At 66.2% G+C, this 18,087-nt stretch carries 17 protein-coding genes; 8 read left to right on the plus strand and 9 right to left on the minus strand.

Annotated elements, in window-relative coordinates:
• The first annotated feature begins 65 nt into the window (after window positions 1–65).
• Window positions 66–899: a ComF family protein gene (locus CEJ42_RS17425; protein WP_079218058.1), complete on the plus strand. Its 834-nt coding sequence runs from the start codon at window positions 66–68 to the stop codon at window positions 897–899.
• Between the two features lie 30 nt (window positions 900–929).
• Window positions 930–1,412: a tRNA (uridine(34)/cytosine(34)/5-carboxymethylaminomethyluridine(34)-2'-O)-methyltransferase TrmL gene (trmL, locus tag CEJ42_RS17430; protein ID WP_088751965.1), complete on the plus strand. Its 483-nt coding sequence runs from the start codon at window positions 930–932 to the stop codon at window positions 1,410–1,412.
• A 117-nt stretch (window positions 1,413–1,529) separates the two neighbouring features.
• Here the strand turns inward: trmL and CEJ42_RS17435 are convergent, their stop codons facing one another.
• From CEJ42_RS17435 to CEJ42_RS17450, 4 genes are all read right to left on the minus strand, one after another.
• Window positions 1,530–2,324 (minus strand): ABC transporter ATP-binding protein, encoded by a 795-nt coding sequence (locus tag CEJ42_RS17435; protein WP_079218056.1) that lies wholly within the window; start codon window positions 2,322–2,324, stop codon window positions 1,530–1,532.
• Between the two features lies 1 nt (window position 2,325).
• On the minus strand, window positions 2,326–3,219 hold the full coding sequence (locus tag CEJ42_RS17440) for an ABC transporter permease (protein ID WP_079218055.1): 894 nt from the start codon (window positions 3,217–3,219) through the stop codon (window positions 2,326–2,328).
• A 116-nt stretch (window positions 3,220–3,335) separates the two neighbouring features.
• A complete protein-coding gene (locus CEJ42_RS17445; RefSeq protein ID WP_243397891.1) occupies window positions 3,336–4,307 on the minus strand; it encodes an ABC transporter substrate-binding protein in 972 nt (323 codons plus the stop codon).
• Between the two features lie 160 nt (window positions 4,308–4,467).
• Window positions 4,468–5,448 (minus strand): ABC transporter substrate-binding protein, encoded by a 981-nt coding sequence (locus tag CEJ42_RS17450; RefSeq protein WP_079218053.1) that lies wholly within the window; start codon window positions 5,446–5,448, stop codon window positions 4,468–4,470.
• A 364-nt stretch (window positions 5,449–5,812) separates the two neighbouring features.
• On the opposite strand from CEJ42_RS17450, the gene CEJ42_RS17455 reads away from it, so the two are divergent.
• Both CEJ42_RS17455 and CEJ42_RS17460 read left to right on the plus strand, forming a co-directional pair.
• Window positions 5,813–6,202, plus strand: a complete 390-nt coding sequence (locus CEJ42_RS17455; RefSeq protein WP_088751966.1) for a DUF2946 family protein — start codon at window positions 5,813–5,815, stop codon at window positions 6,200–6,202.
• A gap of 98 nt (window positions 6,203–6,300) precedes the next feature.
• Entirely contained in the window at window positions 6,301–6,810 is a 510-nt protein-coding gene (locus tag CEJ42_RS17460; protein ID WP_079218051.1) for a copper chaperone PCu(A)C, read from the plus strand.
• A 128-nt stretch (window positions 6,811–6,938) separates the two neighbouring features.
• On the opposite strand, the gene rfaE2 is transcribed toward CEJ42_RS17460, so the two are convergent.
• The 4 genes from rfaE2 to CEJ42_RS17480 all read right to left on the minus strand — a co-directional run bounded on the left by rfaE2 (window position 6,939) and on the right by CEJ42_RS17480 (window position 10,869).
• Entirely contained in the window at window positions 6,939–7,421 is a 483-nt protein-coding gene (gene rfaE2 / locus CEJ42_RS17465) for a D-glycero-beta-D-manno-heptose 1-phosphate adenylyltransferase (RefSeq protein ID WP_079218050.1), read from the minus strand.
• 153 nt (window positions 7,422–7,574) lie between these two features.
• A complete protein-coding gene (locus tag CEJ42_RS17470; RefSeq protein WP_079218049.1) occupies window positions 7,575–8,429 on the minus strand; it encodes a diiron oxygenase in 855 nt (284 codons plus the stop codon).
• A 140-nt stretch (window positions 8,430–8,569) separates the two neighbouring features.
• Entirely contained in the window at window positions 8,570–9,496 is a 927-nt protein-coding gene (locus CEJ42_RS17475; protein ID WP_088751967.1) for a PhaM family polyhydroxyalkanoate granule multifunctional regulatory protein, read from the minus strand.
• A 59-nt stretch (window positions 9,497–9,555) separates the two neighbouring features.
• Window positions 9,556–10,869 (minus strand): branched-chain amino acid ABC transporter substrate-binding protein, encoded by a 1,314-nt coding sequence (locus CEJ42_RS17480; RefSeq protein WP_088751968.1) that lies wholly within the window; start codon window positions 10,867–10,869, stop codon window positions 9,556–9,558.
• Window positions 10,870–11,000: 131 nt separating this feature from the next.
• Here CEJ42_RS17480 and CEJ42_RS17485 point away from each other — a divergent pair, with 131 nt between their 5' ends.
• From CEJ42_RS17485 to CEJ42_RS17500, 4 genes are all read left to right on the plus strand, one after another.
• Complete coding sequence (locus CEJ42_RS17485) at window positions 11,001–12,146, plus strand: DUF3108 domain-containing protein (protein ID WP_088751969.1); 1,146 nt, start codon at window positions 11,001–11,003, stop codon at window positions 12,144–12,146.
• A gap of 225 nt (window positions 12,147–12,371) precedes the next feature.
• Window positions 12,372–13,142 carry a DUF3108 domain-containing protein gene (locus CEJ42_RS17490; protein ID WP_088751970.1) on the plus strand — a complete coding sequence of 257 codons (771 nt, stop codon included), beginning with the start codon at window positions 12,372–12,374 and terminating at the stop codon, window positions 13,140–13,142.
• 92 nt (window positions 13,143–13,234) lie between these two features.
• A complete protein-coding gene (queC, locus tag CEJ42_RS17495) occupies window positions 13,235–13,981 on the plus strand; it encodes a 7-cyano-7-deazaguanine synthase QueC (protein WP_088751971.1) in 747 nt (248 codons plus the stop codon).
• Between the two features lie 61 nt (window positions 13,982–14,042).
• Window positions 14,043–15,230, plus strand: a complete 1,188-nt coding sequence (locus CEJ42_RS17500) for a serine hydrolase domain-containing protein (RefSeq protein WP_088751972.1) — start codon at window positions 14,043–14,045, stop codon at window positions 15,228–15,230.
• A gap of 118 nt (window positions 15,231–15,348) precedes the next feature.
• Here CEJ42_RS17500 and CEJ42_RS17505 read toward each other — a convergent pair whose 3' ends face one another.
• On the minus strand, window positions 15,349–17,754 hold the full coding sequence (locus CEJ42_RS17505) for a penicillin-binding protein 1A (RefSeq protein ID WP_420840779.1): 2,406 nt from the start codon (window positions 17,752–17,754) through the stop codon (window positions 15,349–15,351).
• Between the last annotated feature and the right edge of the window lie 333 nt (window positions 17,755–18,087).

An 18,087-nucleotide genomic window follows, 5' to 3' on the forward strand; every position in this document is an offset into this window, starting at 1 on the left:
ACCACGAACAGGTGAGATAATGCGCGTAGTTTAGTCGAAATCCATATTTCCCGGGCGCACTACCGATGGACGTCAAACCGCAGAAACCTGCGGCCGCGCAGGCCGCCCCCAAGCCCGCCGGCTACAGGCGCGTTGCCCCGGCCAAGCCGAAAAAGGACGGCTGGGTGCGCCGCATGCTGGCGCGCGTGCCGCCGCTGCTGCCGACCTCGTGCGCCCTGTGCGGCCACGCCGGGCGCGACATCCTCTGCTCGCCCTGCCACAAGCGCTTCTTCACCCGCCAGCACCGCCGCTGCATCCAGTGCGCGCTGCCCATGCCCGTGACCGGCAAGGAGCTGCGCTGCGGCGCCTGCCTCAAGGACCGCCCGGCCTTTGACGCCACCATCGTCGCCACCGATTATTACGCCCCGTCCGACCAGCTCGCGCTGGCCCTGAAGTTCGGCGGCGACCTGCGCTTGTCGCCGCTGCTGGCGTCGCTGATCCGCGATGCGGCCCTGCGCACGCCGGTGCCGGGCAGCGATGTGCAGCTAGCCTTGCCCACCATGCTGGCGCCGGTGCCGCTGGGCCTGCAGCGCCTGCAGGAACGCGGCTTCAACCAGGCGCTCGAGATCGCCCGCCCGCTGTCGGCGCTGCTGGACATCCCGCTGCACCCGCGCCTGCTCGAGCGCAAAAAGGAAACCCAGGCGCAATCGGCGCTGCCGATGCCCGCCCGCGTGCGCAACGTGCGCCAGGCCTTCGTCATTCCCTACGATGCGATGGACCAGGTGCGCGGGCGCCATGTGGGCGTGATCGACGACGTCATGACCACCGGCGCCACGCTCAACGAAGTCGCCATCGTGCTCAAGCGCCACGGCGCCAAGCGCGTGACCAACCTGGTCTTCGCGCGCACCCTGCCGGTCTGATCCCGGCTGTCATTTTTGCAGGAGAGTTTTTTGTTCCACGTAGTACTGGTCGAACCCGAGATCCCGCCCAACACGGGCAACGTCATCCGCCTGTGCGCCAATACCGGCGCGCAGTTGCACCTGGTGGAGCCGCTCGGCTTCCCGCTGGACGATGCCAAGATGCGCCGCGCCGGCCTCGACTATCACGATTACGCCACCATGCTGGTGCACGCCAGCTGGGACGCCTTCCTGGCGCGCCGCCGCGAGGATCCGCAATTCGACGAGACCCGCATGTTCGCCATGACCACGCATGGCTCGACGCCTTTCGCCGGCCTGGCCTTCCGCCCTGGCGACACCTTCGTGTTCGGTTCCGAGACGCGCGGCCTGGCGCCGGATCTGCGCAATGCCTTCCCGACCACGCAACGCATCCGGCTGCCGATGCGGCCGGACAACCGCAGCCTCAATCTCTCCAACACCGTGGCGGTGGTGGTCTATGAGGCGTGGCGACAGAACGGTTACGCGGGCGGCAGCTGACTTTTTCTGCGCGCGCCGGCTTCGATGCGCGGCGCTGCCGCCAACCGGCCCGCAGCGGCTCTCCAAAAACAAAAACGGCTCCTTGCGGAGCCGTTTTCCATTCAAGCGCGATGACGCTCATCCGAGCAGCAAGGCATCGTCCGACAGCTTCTCGCCGCGCGTCTGCTCGAACATCTTGAGCAGGTCCGGCACATCCAGCCCGGCGCGCTCCTGGCCCGACACGTCCAGCACGACGCGGCCCTGGTGCAGCATCACGGTGCGGTCGCCGTAGTCCAGCGCCTGGCGCATGCTGTGCGTCACCATCATGGTGGTCAGCTTGCTCTCGGCCACGATCTTGGCGGTCAGCTCCAGCACGAAGGCGGCGGTCTTGGGGTCAAGCGCGGCGGTGTGCTCATCCAGCAGCAGGATGCGCGAAGGCTGCAGCGAGGCCATCAGCAGGCTCACCGCCTGGCGCTGGCCGCCGGACAGCAGGCCGATGCGGTCGGCCAGGCGATTTTCCAGGCCCAGATTGAGGATGGCGAGCTTCTCGCGGAACAGCTCGCGCATCTTGCCGCGGATGGCGAAGCTGAAGCCGCGGCGACGGCCGCGCGCCATCGCCAGCGCCATGTTCTCTTCGATGGTCAGCGCCTCGCAGGTGCCGGCCATCGGGTCCTGGAACACGCGCGCCACCATGCCGGCGCGGTCCCATGCCTGCTTCCTGGTGACGTCGGTGCCGTCGATTTCGATCTTGCCCGAATCCATCAGCAGGTCGCCCGAGATGGCGTTCAGGAAGGTCGACTTGCCGGCGCCGTTGGAGCCGATCACGGCCACGAACTGGCCGGTCGGGATTTCCAGCGAGAGGCCGCGCAGCGCCGGGTTCTCGATCGGCGTGCCGGGATTGAAGGTGATCTTGAGATCGCTTGCTTTCAACATCTCAGGCTCCCTTCTTCAGCAGTTTCAACTTGCGCTTGCCCATCGGCAGCACCAGCGCCAGCATCACCAGCACCGCGGTGACCAGGTTCAGGTCCTGCGCCTGCAGGCCGATGAAGTCGCTGTTCAAGGCCAGCGCGATGAAGAAGCGATACAGGATCGCCCCCAGGATCACGGCCAGCGTGGTCCACACCAGGCGGCGCGCCGGCAGGATGTTCTCGCCGATGATCACGGCGGCCAGGCCGATGACGATGGTGCCGATGCCCATGGAAATGTCGGAGCCGCCCTGGGTCTGCGCAAACAGCGCGCCGGCCAGCGCCACCAGCGCATTGGCCAGCGCCATGCCGGCCAGCGTGGCGGTGCCGGTGGCGATGCCCTGGGCCCGCGCCATGCGGGCGTTGGCGCCGGTGGCGCGCATGGCCAGGCCGATTTCGGAAGAGAAGAACCAGTCCAGCAGCAGCTTGGCGGCAATCACCACCACCAGCAGGATCATCGGACGGCCGACGTAGTCGGGAATCCAGTCCGGCTGCAGGATGGTGAAGATGGTCGACTCCGAGATCAGCGGCACGTTGGGCTTGCCCATCACGCGCAGGTTGATCGAGTACAGCGCGATCATCATCAGGATACTGGCCAGCAGGTCCATGATCTTCAGGCGCACGTTCAGCCACGCGGTGGTGAAACCGGCGGCCGCACCCGCCAGGATGGCGACGAAGGTGGACAGGAAGGGGTTGTAACCGGCGGCGATCATGGTCGCGGCGACCGCGCCGCCCAGCGGGAAGCTGCCGTCGACGGTGAGGTCGGGGAAGGTGAGAATGCGGAAGGAAATCAGCACTCCGAGCGCCACGAGGCTGAAAATCAGGCCGATCTCCAGTGCGCCCAGCAGGGTATACAGCGACATAAAAGGACTTTCTTAAAAAAACACATTCGGCACGAGCGCGATACGCCGGTGCCGAATGTCTTCTGCGTTCACCGGAAGCCGCAGGGGTGGCGCGGCTTCCGGCGATGCACGGCAGATCAGTTCAGGACCTTGGTCGCCGACTTCAGGAAGTCGGGCGACAGGGTCACGCCCTGCTTCTGCGCGGCGGAGGTGTTGACGTACAGCTCGAGGTTCTTGCTCGGCGAAGAGGCGATATCGCCGGCCTTCTCGCCCTTCAGGATGCGCGCGACCATCTTGCCGGTCTGGCGGCCCAGGTCATAGAAATTCACGCCCAGCGCCGCCACCGCGCCGCGCTTGACGCTGCCGGTATCGGAAGCGATCAGCGGGATGTGGGCGTCGTTGCAGACCTTGGCCAGCGACTCGAACACCGACACCACGTTGTTGTCGGTGGTGGTGTACATCACGTCGATCTTGCCGATCAGGCTCTTGGCAGCGGGCGCGACGTCAACCGAACGGGGCGCGGCGGCTTCCACCAGCGTGATGCCGGCCTTTTGCAGCTCGCCCTTGATGTTGTTCAGGGCCGAGACGGAATTGGCTTCGCCCGGATTGTAGACCACGCCGACGCGCTTGGCGTTGGGCACCACGCGCTTGATGATCTCGACCTGCTTGACCGGGTCGAGCATGTGCGACATGCCGGTCACGTTGGTGCCGGACGGCTTCCAGTCCTTGACCAGCTGCGCCGCCATCGGGTCGGCGATGGCCGAATACACGATGGGGATGGTCTTGGTGGCGGCCACCATCGGCTGCGCCGACGGCGTGCCGATCACGACGATGGCGTCAGGATTGTCGCCCACGAACTTCTTGGCGATCTGGCCGGCGGTGCCGGCATTGCCCTGCGCGCTCTGGAAATCCCACTTCAGGTTCTTGCCGGGCTCGAAGCCCTCGGCGATCAGCTCGTCCTTGGTGCCGTCGCGCACGGCATCCAGGGCCGGGTGCTCGACGAAGGACGTCACGGCCACCACCTTGTCGGCAGCCAGCGCGGATGCGCAAACGGCGCTCAGTGCCAGCGCGCCGGCGATGGCGCGCAACGATTTGGAAATTGCAAACACGGGTCCACTCCTCATTGATGGCGGTCGGCGCCTGGGCAGCTCCTGCTGCATGGGCCGTTATGCATTTATGACGACAAACGATACAGCTGGGCGGCCGGGGCCGGATAAGACGATCCCGCTCGTCGACAGCACAAGCGGGATCGGCAGGCGTTACTTTAACTTATTGCTTGATGACGGTCTTGGCCGAGCTCACCAGGTCCTGCGACAGGGTCACGCCCTGCTTTTGCGCGGCGGCGGTGTTGACGAACAGCTCCAGCTTGCTGCTGGTGGCCGACGCGATGTCGCCCGGCTTCTCGCCCTTCAGGATGCGCGCCACCACCTTGCCGGTCTGGCGGCCCAGGTCGTAGTAGTTCACGCCCAGGGCGGCGATGGCGCCGCGCTTGACGCTGTCGGTGTCAGATGCGACCAGCGGGATCTTGGCGTCGTTGCCGACCTTCACCAGCGACTCGTAGGCCGAGACCACGTTGTTGTCGGTGTTGGTGTAGATCACGTCGACCTTGCCGATCAGGCTCTTGGCGGCGGTGCCGACGTCAACCGAACGCGGCGCGGCGGCTTCCACCAGGGTCATGCCGGACTTGGTCAGCAGTTCCTTCAGGGCCTTCACGACCACGGCCGAGTTGGCTTCGCCCGGGTTGTAGACCATGCCCACGCGCTTGGCGTTGGGCACCACGCGCTTGATCAGGTCGACCTGCTTGTCCAGTTCCAGCACGTCAGACACGCCGGTCACGTTGGTCCCGGAGGCCTTCCAGTCCTTGACCAGCTGGGCCGCGACCGGATCGGTCACGCCGGAGTAGACCACCGGGATGGACTTGGTGGCGGCCACCAGCGCCTGGGCCGACGGGGTGGCGATGGCCACGACCGCGTCAGGCTTGTCGCCGACGAACTTGCGGGCGATCTGGGCGGCGGTGCCGGTATTGCCCTGGGCGCTCTGGTAGTCCCACTTCAGGTTCTTGCCGGCTTCGAAGCCTTCGTCCTTCAACTCGTCCTTCACGCCGTCGCGGATCGCATCCAGCGCCGGGTGTTCGACGATGGCGGTGACCGACACCGCCTTGTCCGCCGCCATTGCGGGGGCCGCGCAAATCGCGGCCAGGGACAGGGCGCCGACCAGGGCGCGCAACGTCAGCTTGCTGTTGTAGGACATGAAGTCTCCCTTGGAAAAATTATTTGGAATACCCGAAAAGACGGTAAGTCTAGCCTAGCGCACCTCAACAATCAATTTGCACAGCGCCATCAGTGCACCCCGGCCCCGCAGGCCCGCGGATGGCCTCGCGTTGGGCGCGCGGGCTGTGCCGGGCGGCCGGATCGATGCTCACGGAACGCGAACGGCAACAGGCGGGAAAACAGGCGGGAGATCGCGGCCCCGAAGCCATGGCGGAACCTCGCTCCGCCGCCCCTTAGTCGAAACGATTCGTATCGCAACCCTCCTCTGCTCGCATTCCGGGCCGATAGCGTCTATATGCAGGCCCGGCGCGGCGACGCAACACCGGTTGCTATAATCTCCCGTCATGCCTACCCGCCAGCCAGCCTCATATCGCCTCGCCGCACGCCGCCTCGCGCCGCGCGTGCTGCTGTGCCTGGCGCTGACATTGGCCATGGTGGCCGCCCCCTGGTGGCAACAGGCGTTCGCGCGCGGTGCGGCGGATACCTCGCCGATGGCCATCTGCAGCGTCGGCAGCGCCACCGGCGCCGGCGGCACACCGCTGCATGCGGCGTCGGGACATTGCCAGCTCTGCTGCGGCAACCCGGCATCGCCGGCGCTGCCGCCGGCCGAACTTGCCGGCGCCGCCGGCGGCATCAGCTATCCCCTGCCGCCGCAGGCCGCAGCCGGCCGCTCGTCCACGCCGGCCCCGGGCAGTCCGCAGGCGCGCGGCCCGCCGTCCACCCGATACGCCTGATACGCCTTGCCGCAACACGCATCATCGACGGCGCGCGGCGCCGGTCAACACCCGCCGCGCCCGCCCCCCCCCCGGAACCATCCAACAGGACAAACAATATGAAGCATTTCCTCCAACGCGCCGCCGGCATCGCCGCCGCTGCCGCCCTGCTCGCCGCCGCCCCGCTGTCGCAGGCCCATGAATACAAGCTGGGCCAGCTGGAAATCGGCCATCCCTACGCACGCGCCACCGTCCCCGGCCAGCCGGCGGGCGGCGCCTATTTCAGCATCGAAAACAAGGGTTCGGCGCCGGACCGCCTGGTGGCGCTGTCCTCGCCGGTGGCCAAGTCGACCGAGATCCATACCATGGCCATGGAAGGCAACCTGATGAAAATGCGTGAAGTGGACGGCGGCCTGGAAGTCAAACCCGGCCAGAAGATCGCCATGCAACCGGGCAACGGCTACCACATCATGCTGATGGGCCTGTCCAAGCCGCTCAAGGCCGGCGAGAAGGTGCCGATGACCCTGACCTTCGAGAAGGCCGGCAAGGTCGACGTGACGGTGAACGTGGAAGACGCCGCGGCGGGCGCCGCCGGCAAGGATGACATGAAGGGCCACATGCACCACTGATCCGCAATCAGCGGCATGTCAACGACAAGGCCGGCAGCGAGCGCAATGCTCCTGCCGGCCTTGTCGTTTCCAGCGGTGCTCCGGCGTCATTGCCGGCGCCGGATTTAGTAACGAATGCGCCGCCGGGATCAGCCCGACAGCTTGCGCACCTTGGCCAGGAGCTTGGTGGTCGAGCGGTCGTGCTCGAAGGCGATCGCCAGCACCTGGCCGCCGTAGGCCGCCACGGCACGTCCTTCGGGGATGGCGTGCATGTCGTAGTCGCCGCCCTTCACATAGATCTCGGGCCGGGCTTCCTGCACCACTTCCAGCGCGGTGTCTTCGTCGAAGGGCACCACCAGCGCCACCGACTCCAGCGCCGCCAGCACGGCCATGCGGTCGTCGCAGGTGTTGATCGGGCGGTCGTCGCCCTTGCCCAGGCGCTTGACCGAGGCGTCGGTGTTGGCCGCAACCACCAGCGAAGCGCCCTGGGCGCGGGCCTGCGCCAGGTAGGTCACGTGACCGCGGTGCAGGATGTCGAACACGCCGTTGGTCAGCACCACCGGCTTGGGCAACTGGGCGACGCGCTCCTTCAGCTGGGCGCGGGTGCAAATCTTGTCTTCGAAATCGGCCATCTTGGTCCTGGTATTGAATCTGTCGAGTCGGTTGAATCTGTGGTCCGGCGGTCGCGGACCGCCAATGAAAAAAGCCGCAACTGCGTGCGGCTTTCGATTGTACTGCCCCGCGGGGCTTCCCGGCCGTCTTTACAGGCGGCCGGAATGCATTGCTTACGCCGTGGCGATCTCGCCCGGCATCAGGCGCTGCACCACTTCCTTGCGGTAGCGGTTCAGTTCCTGCACGTTGCCGAAGGTACGCTCGAACAGCAGCGACATGTTGTGCAGGATGCGGTCGACGACCTTCTTTTCCCACTCGCCGTCGAACTTGATCTGGTTGTCCAGCCAGCGCTCCAGCCACTCCGGATCCGGCAGGCGGCTCTGGACGGTGTCGTTGGGGAACAGCGCCTGGTTCACGTGCAGGTTGGTCGGGTGCAGCGGCTTCTCGGTGCGGCGGGCGGAGGCCATCAGCACGCCGATCTTGGCGAAGGCGGCGCGCGCCTTGTCGCCCACTTCGTTCAGGGCCTTCTTCATGTAGCGCAGGTAGGCGCCGCCGTGGCGGGCTTCGTCCTGGCTGATGATCTTGTAGATCTGCTTGATGACCGGCTCGGTGTGCCAGTCGGCGGCGCAGCGGTACCAGTGGTTCAGGCGGATCTCGCCGCAGAAGTGCATCATCAGGGTTTCCAGCGGCGGTGCGGGATCGAACTCGAAGCGCACGTTGTGCAGCTCCTCTTCGGTCGGCGCCAGCTCGGGGCGGAAACGACGCAGGTATTCCATCAGCACCAGCGAGTGCTTCTGTTCTTCGAAGAACCATACCGACATGAATGCCGAAAAATCGCTGTCGCCGCGGTTATCGCGCAGGAACATTTCGGTCGCCGGCAGCGCGGACCATTCCGTGATCGCATTCATGCGAATGGTCTGGGCCTGTTCGTCGGTGAGCAGCGAAGCGTCGAACTTGTCCCAGGGAATATCCTTATCCATATTCCATCGGACCTGCTCGAGCGATTTGAACAATTCAGGGTACAGCATCTCAGTGTTTGCCTATGTGCGTTAAGTGTTTGATTTTAACAAGATTTTTCCCTTATCCATACTAAAACCCTCAGGTTTCAGGAATATGACAAGCGTTGCCGATCCAGGCTTTTCGACCTGGGCTCTGCCATGGCGTGGATTCAGGGGGATGTTGGCTTGCGGGGGGCTGGCTTCTTGTTTTGCCGCGATTGTACAACAGCCGCCCGGGCCGACGCGCTCGTATTTGCCGCATTTTTGGGCACTTTCCCGGGCGCCGGCTTCGCCGAGGCGGGCTTGGCTGCAGGTTTGCCGCGGGCAACAGTGCCGGAAGCGCGTGCCGGCTTGGCTTTGGGCGCGGCGGGGCGAGCCGGCTTGGCGGCCGGGGCCACTGTCTTATTTCCGCTACGTTTGGTCGTCTTCTGCGGCTTGGCGGCCTTGGCCGCGGGCTTGCTGGGCTTGAGCAGCGGTTCTTCCTCAGTCCTGGCGCCGGCAATGGCGTTGCCGACGGCGTGCTTGAACTGCTCCTGCAGCACGTTCCACCAGGCGTTGGGATTGGCCATCGCGGACTGGAAATCCGGCGGCGGTACCGCTTGCGCGGCGCCGGGGGCCTCGACCGGCGGCTCATCTTCAACCGGCGGCTGCGGCTCCTCTTCCACTTCATCCTCTTCCTCGGCGGCCTGCGCCTGCGGTTCGGGATCGGACGCGCCGTCGCCGCCGGCGGGCGCGGCCGCCCCCGGCCACAAGGGGAAACCAAACGGGAAGGTTGGCGCGGCGTCTTCCGCGCTCGCGCCGGCACGCCCCTCCGGCTCAGCGCCCTCGCGCGAGGCCAGGATGGCGCTCATGGCCTGCAGCGTGGAGAGCGTGGCGCTTTGCACCTCCAGCGTCTGGATGGTGGCCTTGAGCATGTTGAGGTTCAGTTCCAGCCAGGAAGCCACGGTCTTCAGGTCCGAGATCTTCTTGTTGATGTCGTCCACCGACAGCGACGGCGTCATCATGGACGGCGCGCCCATGCTGCCCCACATCTGCTTCATGAAATCGATCGTATCGGCCACCGAGCCCGCGCCCGGCATCTTTTCCTGGTTCAGCATTCAACACTCCTGTCATGGGGGGAACTGCCGGCATGCGCCGCACGCGCAAGAAACGTCGATCAGCGCGGCGGCCGCTGCATCCTGCACGAGGTCGGCAGCACCGTCTGCTCGGCCGGGATGAAACGTTCGGTACGGAAACCGTAACCACTGCCCTCGTTGTCGAAACGGATGCCGCCGCTGTCGGCGCGCTGCATCTGCATCAGGTACAGCGGCTGGATCAGCTGGTGGTCGTCCGCGCGCATCGTGGCATTGTGAAACGCGCTCTGATAATGCGCGCCTTCCAGGGCATATGCAACCGCCCTGGGATCGGCGCTTTTCGCTTTTTCGATGGCTTTGGCCAGCATCTCGATCATCACCTGCATGCGCAGGTACATGTAATCGTCCTTGGGCTGCGGATAGCGCTTGCGATACTCCTGGTAGAACGCGTCGCTGGGCGAGCCGGGATTGCCGCCGGCGTTCGGATGCCACTCGGCCACCGCCCGCACCGTGCCCACGCCGGCGTCGGCGATCGCCGCCGGCGCGCCCAGGCTGTTGGCGTAGAAGGTGTAGAACTTGGCCTTGAAGCCGGCGTCCTTGGCGGCCTTCACCAGCAGCGTCAGGTCGTTGCCCCAGTTGCCGGTGATGACCGCGTCGGCGCCTGCGCTCTTCATCTTGGCGATGTAGGGCGCGAAGTCCTTGATCTTGCCGATCGGGTGCAGCTCGTCGCCGACGATGGCGATGTCGGGCCGCTTGGCCGTCAACTGCTCGCGCGCGGCCTTGGCCACCTGGCGGCCGAAGCTGTAGTCCTGGCCGATGATGTAGACGCGCCGGGTCTTGTCATCGGCCTTGATGGCCTCGGTCAGCGCCTGCATGCGCATGTCGGCGCTGGCGTCGAAGCGGAAGTGCCAGAAGCTGCACTTCTCGTTGGTCAGCGCCGGATCCACCGCCGAGTAGTTCAGGAACACCACGCGGTTGCCGGGCTCGCGCTGGTTGTGCTTGTTGACGGCGTCGATCAGGGCGGCCGCCACCGCCGAGCTGTTGCCCTCGATCAGGAAGGGAATGCGCTGGTCGGTCAGCTGGCGGAACTGCACCAGCGAATCCTCCACGCCCAGCTTGTTGTCGAAAGTGGAGAGCTGCAGCGGGTGCCTGCCGTCCGGCAGCGCCACGCCGCCGCGCGCATTGATGCGGTCGATGGCGTAGCCGATGTTGCGCACCACCGCCTCGCCGGCATTGGCGAAGGGGCCGGAGAGGCCGTCGATCATGCCGATGCGGATCGGCGCCAACGCTGGCGCTGGCGCCGGCGCTGGCGCGGCGGCATGGGCGACATGCAGGGAACAGGCCGCGAGGGCGGCGCAAAGCGAGGCGAGCAGTTTCGGTTGCAGCAGTTTCTTCATCGATATCCGGTCAGGCAAGGTGCGCCGCCATGGCGGCGCCGCGCGAAAGCCGCATTGTACGTTGTTTGAATTTGGCCTCCGCAATGCGCGGCGCAGGCGACGCTGCCGAAACGATCCGATAAACTGGCGGCATGTCCGAAGCCTCCCGCGATCCATCCCGCACACCCCGACGCTGGCCGCGCGTGCTCGTGCTGGCCGCGCTCTCGCTGGCGCTGCACCTGCTGCTGGTGGACTGGGGCAAGCGCCATCTGGTGGCGCAAAGCGCGCAGCATGACCAGGTGTTTACCGTCGAACTGCACCCGGTGCCGCCACCGCAGGAGCCGGTATCGCTGCCGGCGGCCAGGCCGCCCGCCCCGAAAAAGACCGCCGACGCTCCCCGCAAGCGCGCTGCCGCGCCGGCGCGACAGCAATCCATCGAACCACCCGACGAGCCCATCCGCGAAACCGTGGAAACCATCGCCGCCCCACCGGCGAACACGCCCGCCGTCACCGAGACCGCCGGCGCGGCTTCCGGCACGGGCGACGCCGCCAACGGCGACGGCAACGGCAGCAGCGCCCAGGCGTCAGCGCCGACGCAAGAGCCGACCGGCAACGCCGGCACCCACTACGAGACCGACCCGCCGCCCACCGCCCGCCTCGAGTACGACGTCCAGGCCACCTACAACCAGATGCCGGTGCACGGCTACGGCACGCTGGACTGGAAGACCGACGGCAAGACCTACCGCGTGGAGGGCAAGGCGGAAGATTTCCTGTTCACCTTCCTCAATTTCTCCAGCAGCGGCGACATCGACGGCTTCGGCGTCTCGCCTGAGCTCTACACCGAAAAACGCATGCGCAAGGCCGCCACCAACACGCATTTCAACCGCGAGCGCAACACCGTGAGCTTTTCCTCGTCCACCGAGAGCTACCCGCGCAACGGCGGCGAGCAGGACCGGGCCAGCCTGATCTGGCAGCTGTCGGCGATCGGCCGCGGCGACGCCGGCAAATTCAGGCCCGGCGCCGTGCTGGACTTCTTTGTCGCCGGCGTGCGCGATGGCGAGCTATGGCGCATCCAGGTGCTGGGCGAGGAAGACATCCGGCTGCCCATCGGCAACCTGCGCACCTGGCACGTGGTGCGCATGCCCAAGCCGGGCTCGTATGACCAGCGCATCGACATCTGGCTGGCGCCGCAGCACGAGTGGTATCCGGTGCGCCTGCGCTATACCGACCCGCGCAAGGACGGCGATTTCCTCGACATGGCGCTCTCGGAAGTGAAGCGCCAGCGCGCCGGAGAATGACGCCGGCCATGCCGCAGCTGGCAAGCCCTGTCAAAATCGGAAACAATTGAGAACAATTCGAGAGGATATGCGGCAGAACCACGACCATCGCCTCGGGTCGTAACGAGAGGACGCACGGCGATGATGCACGGCGACGACTTGAAAGCCGGGCATCCGTCCCGACCTCCCTGTCATCCTCCATACACCGACAGACACACCAACAGAGACCAACACGAAGAGCTCGCCATGACAACTTTCCACCCTGCACGACTCCGCACCACCCTGGCCGCCGCCGCGCTGGCCGGCCTGCTCGCCGCCCCGGCGTTCGCCGCCGACGGCCCGCACCCGGTCGAAAAACGCGCCTTCAACCTGCCGCCCTCGGCCGAGCTGAACTACTCCATCCAGGCCAAGCAGAGCGGCCTGGACGTCAAGGGCCAGGGCCTGGTCAAGTGGACCAACGGCAAGACCTCCTACAGCGTCAGCACCGAAACGCGCGCGATGCTGCTGGGCAAGATCCTGGAAACCAGCAGCGAAGGCGCGGTCGACGCCTACGGCCTGGCGCCCGACCGCTTCGTCGAGAAGCGCCTGCGCCGCGATCCGTCCACCACCACCTTCAACCGCGAGCAGAACAAGATCACCTTCACCCAGTCGGCCGACAGCTTCCCGCTGCAGGGCGGCGAGCAGGACCGCACCAACATCACCTGGCAGCTGGTGGCCGTGGCGCGCGCCAACGCGGCGAAGATGACGCCGGGCTCGGAATGGAAGTTCTTCGTGGCGGGACCGCGCGACGCCGAACAATGGAGCTTCAAGGTGGTCGGCCGCGAAAAGATCAGCACCCCGCAGGGCCAGACCGAGGCGGTGCACATCTTCCGCGCGCCGCCGCCTGACGACCAGGGCCAGAAGCTGGACATCTGGCTGGCGCCCAAGATGGAGTGGTACCCGGTGCGCCTGAAGTTCACCGACCCGGATGGCGACTATATCGAGCAGACGCTGGATTCGGTCAAGAAAACCAACTAAGCTTCCATCCATCCCATCGCGCGGGGCCTGCGCCGGCATCGATGCCGGCCAGGCCCCGCGCCGTTACACCTTCATCTTCGCAGGCAGGCAACATGTCCGACATTTCCCCCGACGCGGTCGCGCCGACCGTCAAGACCCAAAGCGCGCTGGTGCTGTTTTCCGGCGGCCAGGATTCCACCACCTGCCTGGCCTGGGCGCTGTCGCGCTACCAGCGCGTGGAGACCATCGGCTTCGACTACGGCCAGCGCCACGCCATCGAACTGGAAGTGCGTCCGGCGCTGCTGGAAAAGCTCAAGACCTTCTCGCCCGAATGGCAGGCGCGCCTGGGCGAGGACCACATGATCGACCTCGGCCTGATCGGCGCCATCTCCGACACGGCCCTGACGCGCGACGTCGAGATCGCCATGAACGACAACGGCCTGCCGAACACCTTCGTGCCCGGCCGCAACCTGCTGTTCATGACGGTGGCCGCCACCCTGGCCTATCGCCGCGGCCTGAACGTACTGGTGGGCGGCATGTGCGAGACCGATTTCTCCGGCTACCCCGACTGCCGCGATGACACCATGAAGGCGCTGCAGGTGGCGCTGAACCTGGGCATGGCGACCCAGCTGAAGGTAGAGACCCCGCTGATGTGGATCGACAAGGCCGAGACCTGGGAGCTGGCCGAATCGCTGGGCGGCGCGCCGCTGGTGGACCTGGTCCGGGCCGATACCCACACCTGCTACCTGGGCGAGCGCGGCGCGCTGCACGACTGGGGCCACGGCTGCGGCAAATGCCCGGCCTGCGCGTTGCGCGCACGCGGCTACCAGCAGTACGCCGCTCGCAAAAAGACCGCCTGATCCGGCACAATTGGGCTGCGCGCGGCAAGCGCCGCGCGTCCTTCGATCCAGCCCCTGCCTTATGCCGACGACAAAAACATCCCGACTGTTCGCCTATGGCGCCGCCGCGCTGCTGGTGCTGCTGGCCGCCGCCGAGGCGGGTCGCCGCCTGACCGACCTGCCCAGCCTGCCCACGCTGGTCGACCTGCAATTCGACCTGACGCCGCGCAGCCAGAGCTACAAGGTATTCGACGCCAACCCGATCGCGCGCTCGGCCCATCCGGCGCCGCTGGCGACCGAACTCAAGCCGCTGGACATCGCGCTGCCATGGAAGGACGGCGGCACGCTGGGCGTGCTCGATTTCCTCAAGACCACCCACGCGCACGCCTTCGTCGTGGTGCAGGACGGCCGCGTGGTCTACGAGCGCTACATCGACGGCTACGACGCCAACTCCCGCTTCACCTCGTTCTCGGTGGCCAAGTCCTTCGTCGCCACGCTGACCGGCGCGGCGCTGGCCCAGGGCAAGATCAAGTCGCTGCAGGAACCCATCGGCCACTATCTCAAGGCGGGCGAGATCGCGCCGGCCTACGCCGGCATCACCATCGGCCAGCTGCTGGACATGCGCGGCGGCATCGATGTCGACGAGCGCTACGGCGGCTCGCTGACTTCGCCCGTGGTGCGCATGTTCGTCACCACCGACCTGAACAGCTTCATTGCCCGGCGCCACGGTCTGCGCTTCGAACCCGGTTCGCGCTTCGAATACCGCAGCGTCGACACGCTGGTGCTCTCGCGCGTGCTGGCGCGCGCGGCCGGCACCAGCCTGTCGGCCTATGCGCAGCAGACGCTGTGGGAACCGCTGGGCATGGAGCAGGACGCCAGCTGGAGCACCGACAGCACGCGCCACGGCGTGGAGAAAGCCTTCTGCTGCATCAACACTACCGCGCGCGACTTCGCCAAGCTGGGCCTGCTGTACCTGAACGAAGGCCGCGCCGGCGGCAAGCAAGTGGTCGCCCCGGACTGGACCGCCGAGCCGCGCCTGCCGGTCAACAACGGCGACATCCTCGACTATCGCGACGGCTGGTGGATCCCGCCGGGTAACGCCGCCGACCGCGACTTCTCGGCCATCGGCGTGTTCGGCCAGTACATCTACGTCAACCCGGCCACGCGCACGGTGATCGTCAAGCTCTCCGACCATGGCGTGGAGCAGGACGAAGTGCTGACGCTCTTGGCCATGCGCAGGATCAGCCATTACGTGTCCGGCAAGAACTGACGCCGCTCGCCTGCGGGTCGGCCAACACACCGGCAAGCCCACAGACCAACAGTCCCCACAATGAAAAAGCCGCCTGTCTCGCAACAGGCGGCTTTTTTGTTTGCGGCGGATCGCGGCGTCAGAACAGTTCGTTCTTCATCTGCGTCTTGGCCTTTTCCTCTTCCGGCGACAGCGCGCCATGGTCGCCCATGCCCAGGTCGCGCACCATGGCGCTGGGCGGATACTCGGCGTAGTAGTACTCGCCGCCGTTTTCGATCACGCCGTCAGGCACCTTGCGGTCGACGTTGGGCACATCCTTCAGGGCCTTGGACATGTAGCTGATCCACACCGGCAGGGCCAGGCCGCCGCCGGTTTCGCGGTCGCCCAGGCTCTTGGGCTGGTCGTAGCCGATCCAGGCGATCGCCGTCAGTCCCGGCTGGTAGCCGGCGAACCAGGCGTCCATCGAGTCGTTGGTGGTGCCGGTCTTGCCGGCCAGGTCGGTACGCTTCAACGACAGCGCCTTGACCGCGGTGCCGTGACGCACCACGTCGCGCAGCATGCTGTCCATGATGAAGGCGTTGCGCGCGTCGATCACGCGGTTGGCCTCGTCCTCGGCGGTGGCCGGCTTGGCCTGCGAGAGCACGTTGCCGTTGCTGTCGGTGACCTTGGTGATCAGGTAGGGGCTGATCTTGTAGCCGCCGTTGGCGAACACCGAATACGCGCCCACCATCTGCAGCGGCGTGACGTTGCCCGCGCCCAGCGCCAGCGTCAGGTAGGGCGGGTTCTTGTCGGCGTCGAAGCCGAAGCGGGTGATGTACTCCTGCGCGTACTTCACGCCCACGCGCTCCAGGATGCGGATCGAGACCAGGTTGATCGATTTCTGCAACGCGCGGCGCATCGAGATCGGGCCCTCGAACTTGCCGCCGTAGTTCTTCGGCTGCCACACCTGGCCGCCGGTCTGGGTGAAGGTCAGCGGCGCATCGTTGATGATGGTGGCCGGCGACAACCCCTTCTCCAGCGACGAGGAGTAGATGAAAGGCTTGAACGACGAACCCGGCTGGCGCCATGCCTGGGTCACGTGGTTGAACTTGTTGCGGTTGAAGTCGAAGCCGCCCACCAGCGAGCGGATCGCGCCGTCGTTGGTGTTGACCGAGACGAAGGCCGATTCGACTTCCGGCATCTGCGTGATGATCCAGCTCTTGCCATCCTGGAACACGCGGATGATGGCGCCGCGGCGGATCTTCTTCTGCGGCGGCGCCTTGTCCGACAGCAGGTTGGCGCCGAAGCCCAGGCCGGAGCCGGAAATGCTGATCTCCTCGCCGGTGGCCAGCATGGCGGTGATTTCCTTGGGCTTGGCCTCCAGCACCACGGCCGAGACCATGTCGTCGCTGTCGGGATGGTCGGCCAGCTCGACTTCGACGGCGTCTTCCACGGCTTCCTTGGAGGCGTTGTCCGGCAGCTCCATGTAGCCTTCCGGACCGCGGTAGCCATGGCGGCGCTCGTAATCGATGATGCCGCGGCGCAGGGCGATGTAGGCGGCGTCCTGGTCGGTCTTGGTGATGGTGGTGAACACGTTCAGGCCGCGCGTGTAAGTCTCGTCCTTGTACTGCGTGTAGACCAGCTGGCGCGCCATTTCGGCGACGTACTCGGCGTGCATGCCGAAGGCCGAGCTGTCGCCCTTGACGCGCAGCTCCTCATCCCTGGCCACCAGGTATTGCGGCTCGCTGATGTAGCCCAGCTGGCGCATGCGCAGCAGGATGTACTGCTGGCGCGCGTGCGCGCGCTTGGGGTTGACCACCGGGTTGTAGGCCGACGGCGCCTTGGGCAGGCCGGCCAGCATCGCCGCCTCGGCGATGGTGATGTCCTTCAACTGCTTGCCGAAATAGATCTGGGCGGCCGAGGCGAAGCCGTAGGCGCGCTGGCCCAGATAGATCTGGTTCATGTAGACCTCGAGGATCTGGTCCTTGGTGAGGTTGTTCTCGATCTTCCAGGCCAGCGGGATCTCGTAGAAGAACTTGCGCGTGGCCTTCTGCAGGAAGGTCGGCTCGTTGCTGGTCAGGAAGAAGTTGCGCGCCACCTGCTGCGTGATGGTGGACGCGCCGCCGCCGCCGCCGGAGAGGTTGGAGAAGGTCGCGCGCGCGATGCCCTGGTAGTCGACGCCGCCGTGCTCATAGAAACGGTCATCCTCGATGGCCAGCACGGCCTTCTTCATGATGTCCGGGATGTCCTTGAAGTGCACCAGGTTGCGGCGCTCCTCGCCGAACTCGCCGATCAGCACGCCGTCGGCCGAGAAGATGCGCAGCGGGATCTTGGGACGATAGTCGGTCAGGGTGTCGAGGTCGGGCAGCTTGGGATAGGTCAGCGCGACGATGAAGGTCACGCCCAGCAGGGCCATGACGACCAGGCCGAAGACGGTGCCGAACAGGCCCAGGATGATGCGCAGGGACCAGTGCAGGCGCTTGCGCGGCGCTTTGCCCGGCGCCGGATCCGGCTTGCCGGACGGTTCCTGGGTCGGTTTGTCGCCAGCGTTGGAAGAAGAAGACATGCGAGATAAGCGAGTAAAGCTTTAAGTAAAGCGGGCCGTAGCCGGGTTTTGGAAACAAGGACGCATTATAGCGGCTCGCCCGCGCGCCCCGGGCGGCAGGCACCCCGGGCGTCGCCGCGCCGGAACGGGGCATGCCGGCGAAATGCCGGCCGCGGCCTGCGCCGGCCCCGATCCGCCTCGAACTGCCACGATCTTGCGGCCATCGGCAAGAATCGCCGCCCAATTGCATCGCTGAAGGCTGTCCGGCCAAGTGTTGCAAATAGACCAAACAGCGTTTGACCGCCCGGGGCGCCGCGGTTCCCTCCGACGCCCGTTTTCATTTGACCGCCAATC

The sequence above is a fragment of the Herbaspirillum robiniae genome (assembly GCF_002213415.1).
GTDB lineage: Bacteria > Pseudomonadota > Gammaproteobacteria > Burkholderiales > Burkholderiaceae_D > Herbaspirillum > Herbaspirillum robiniae.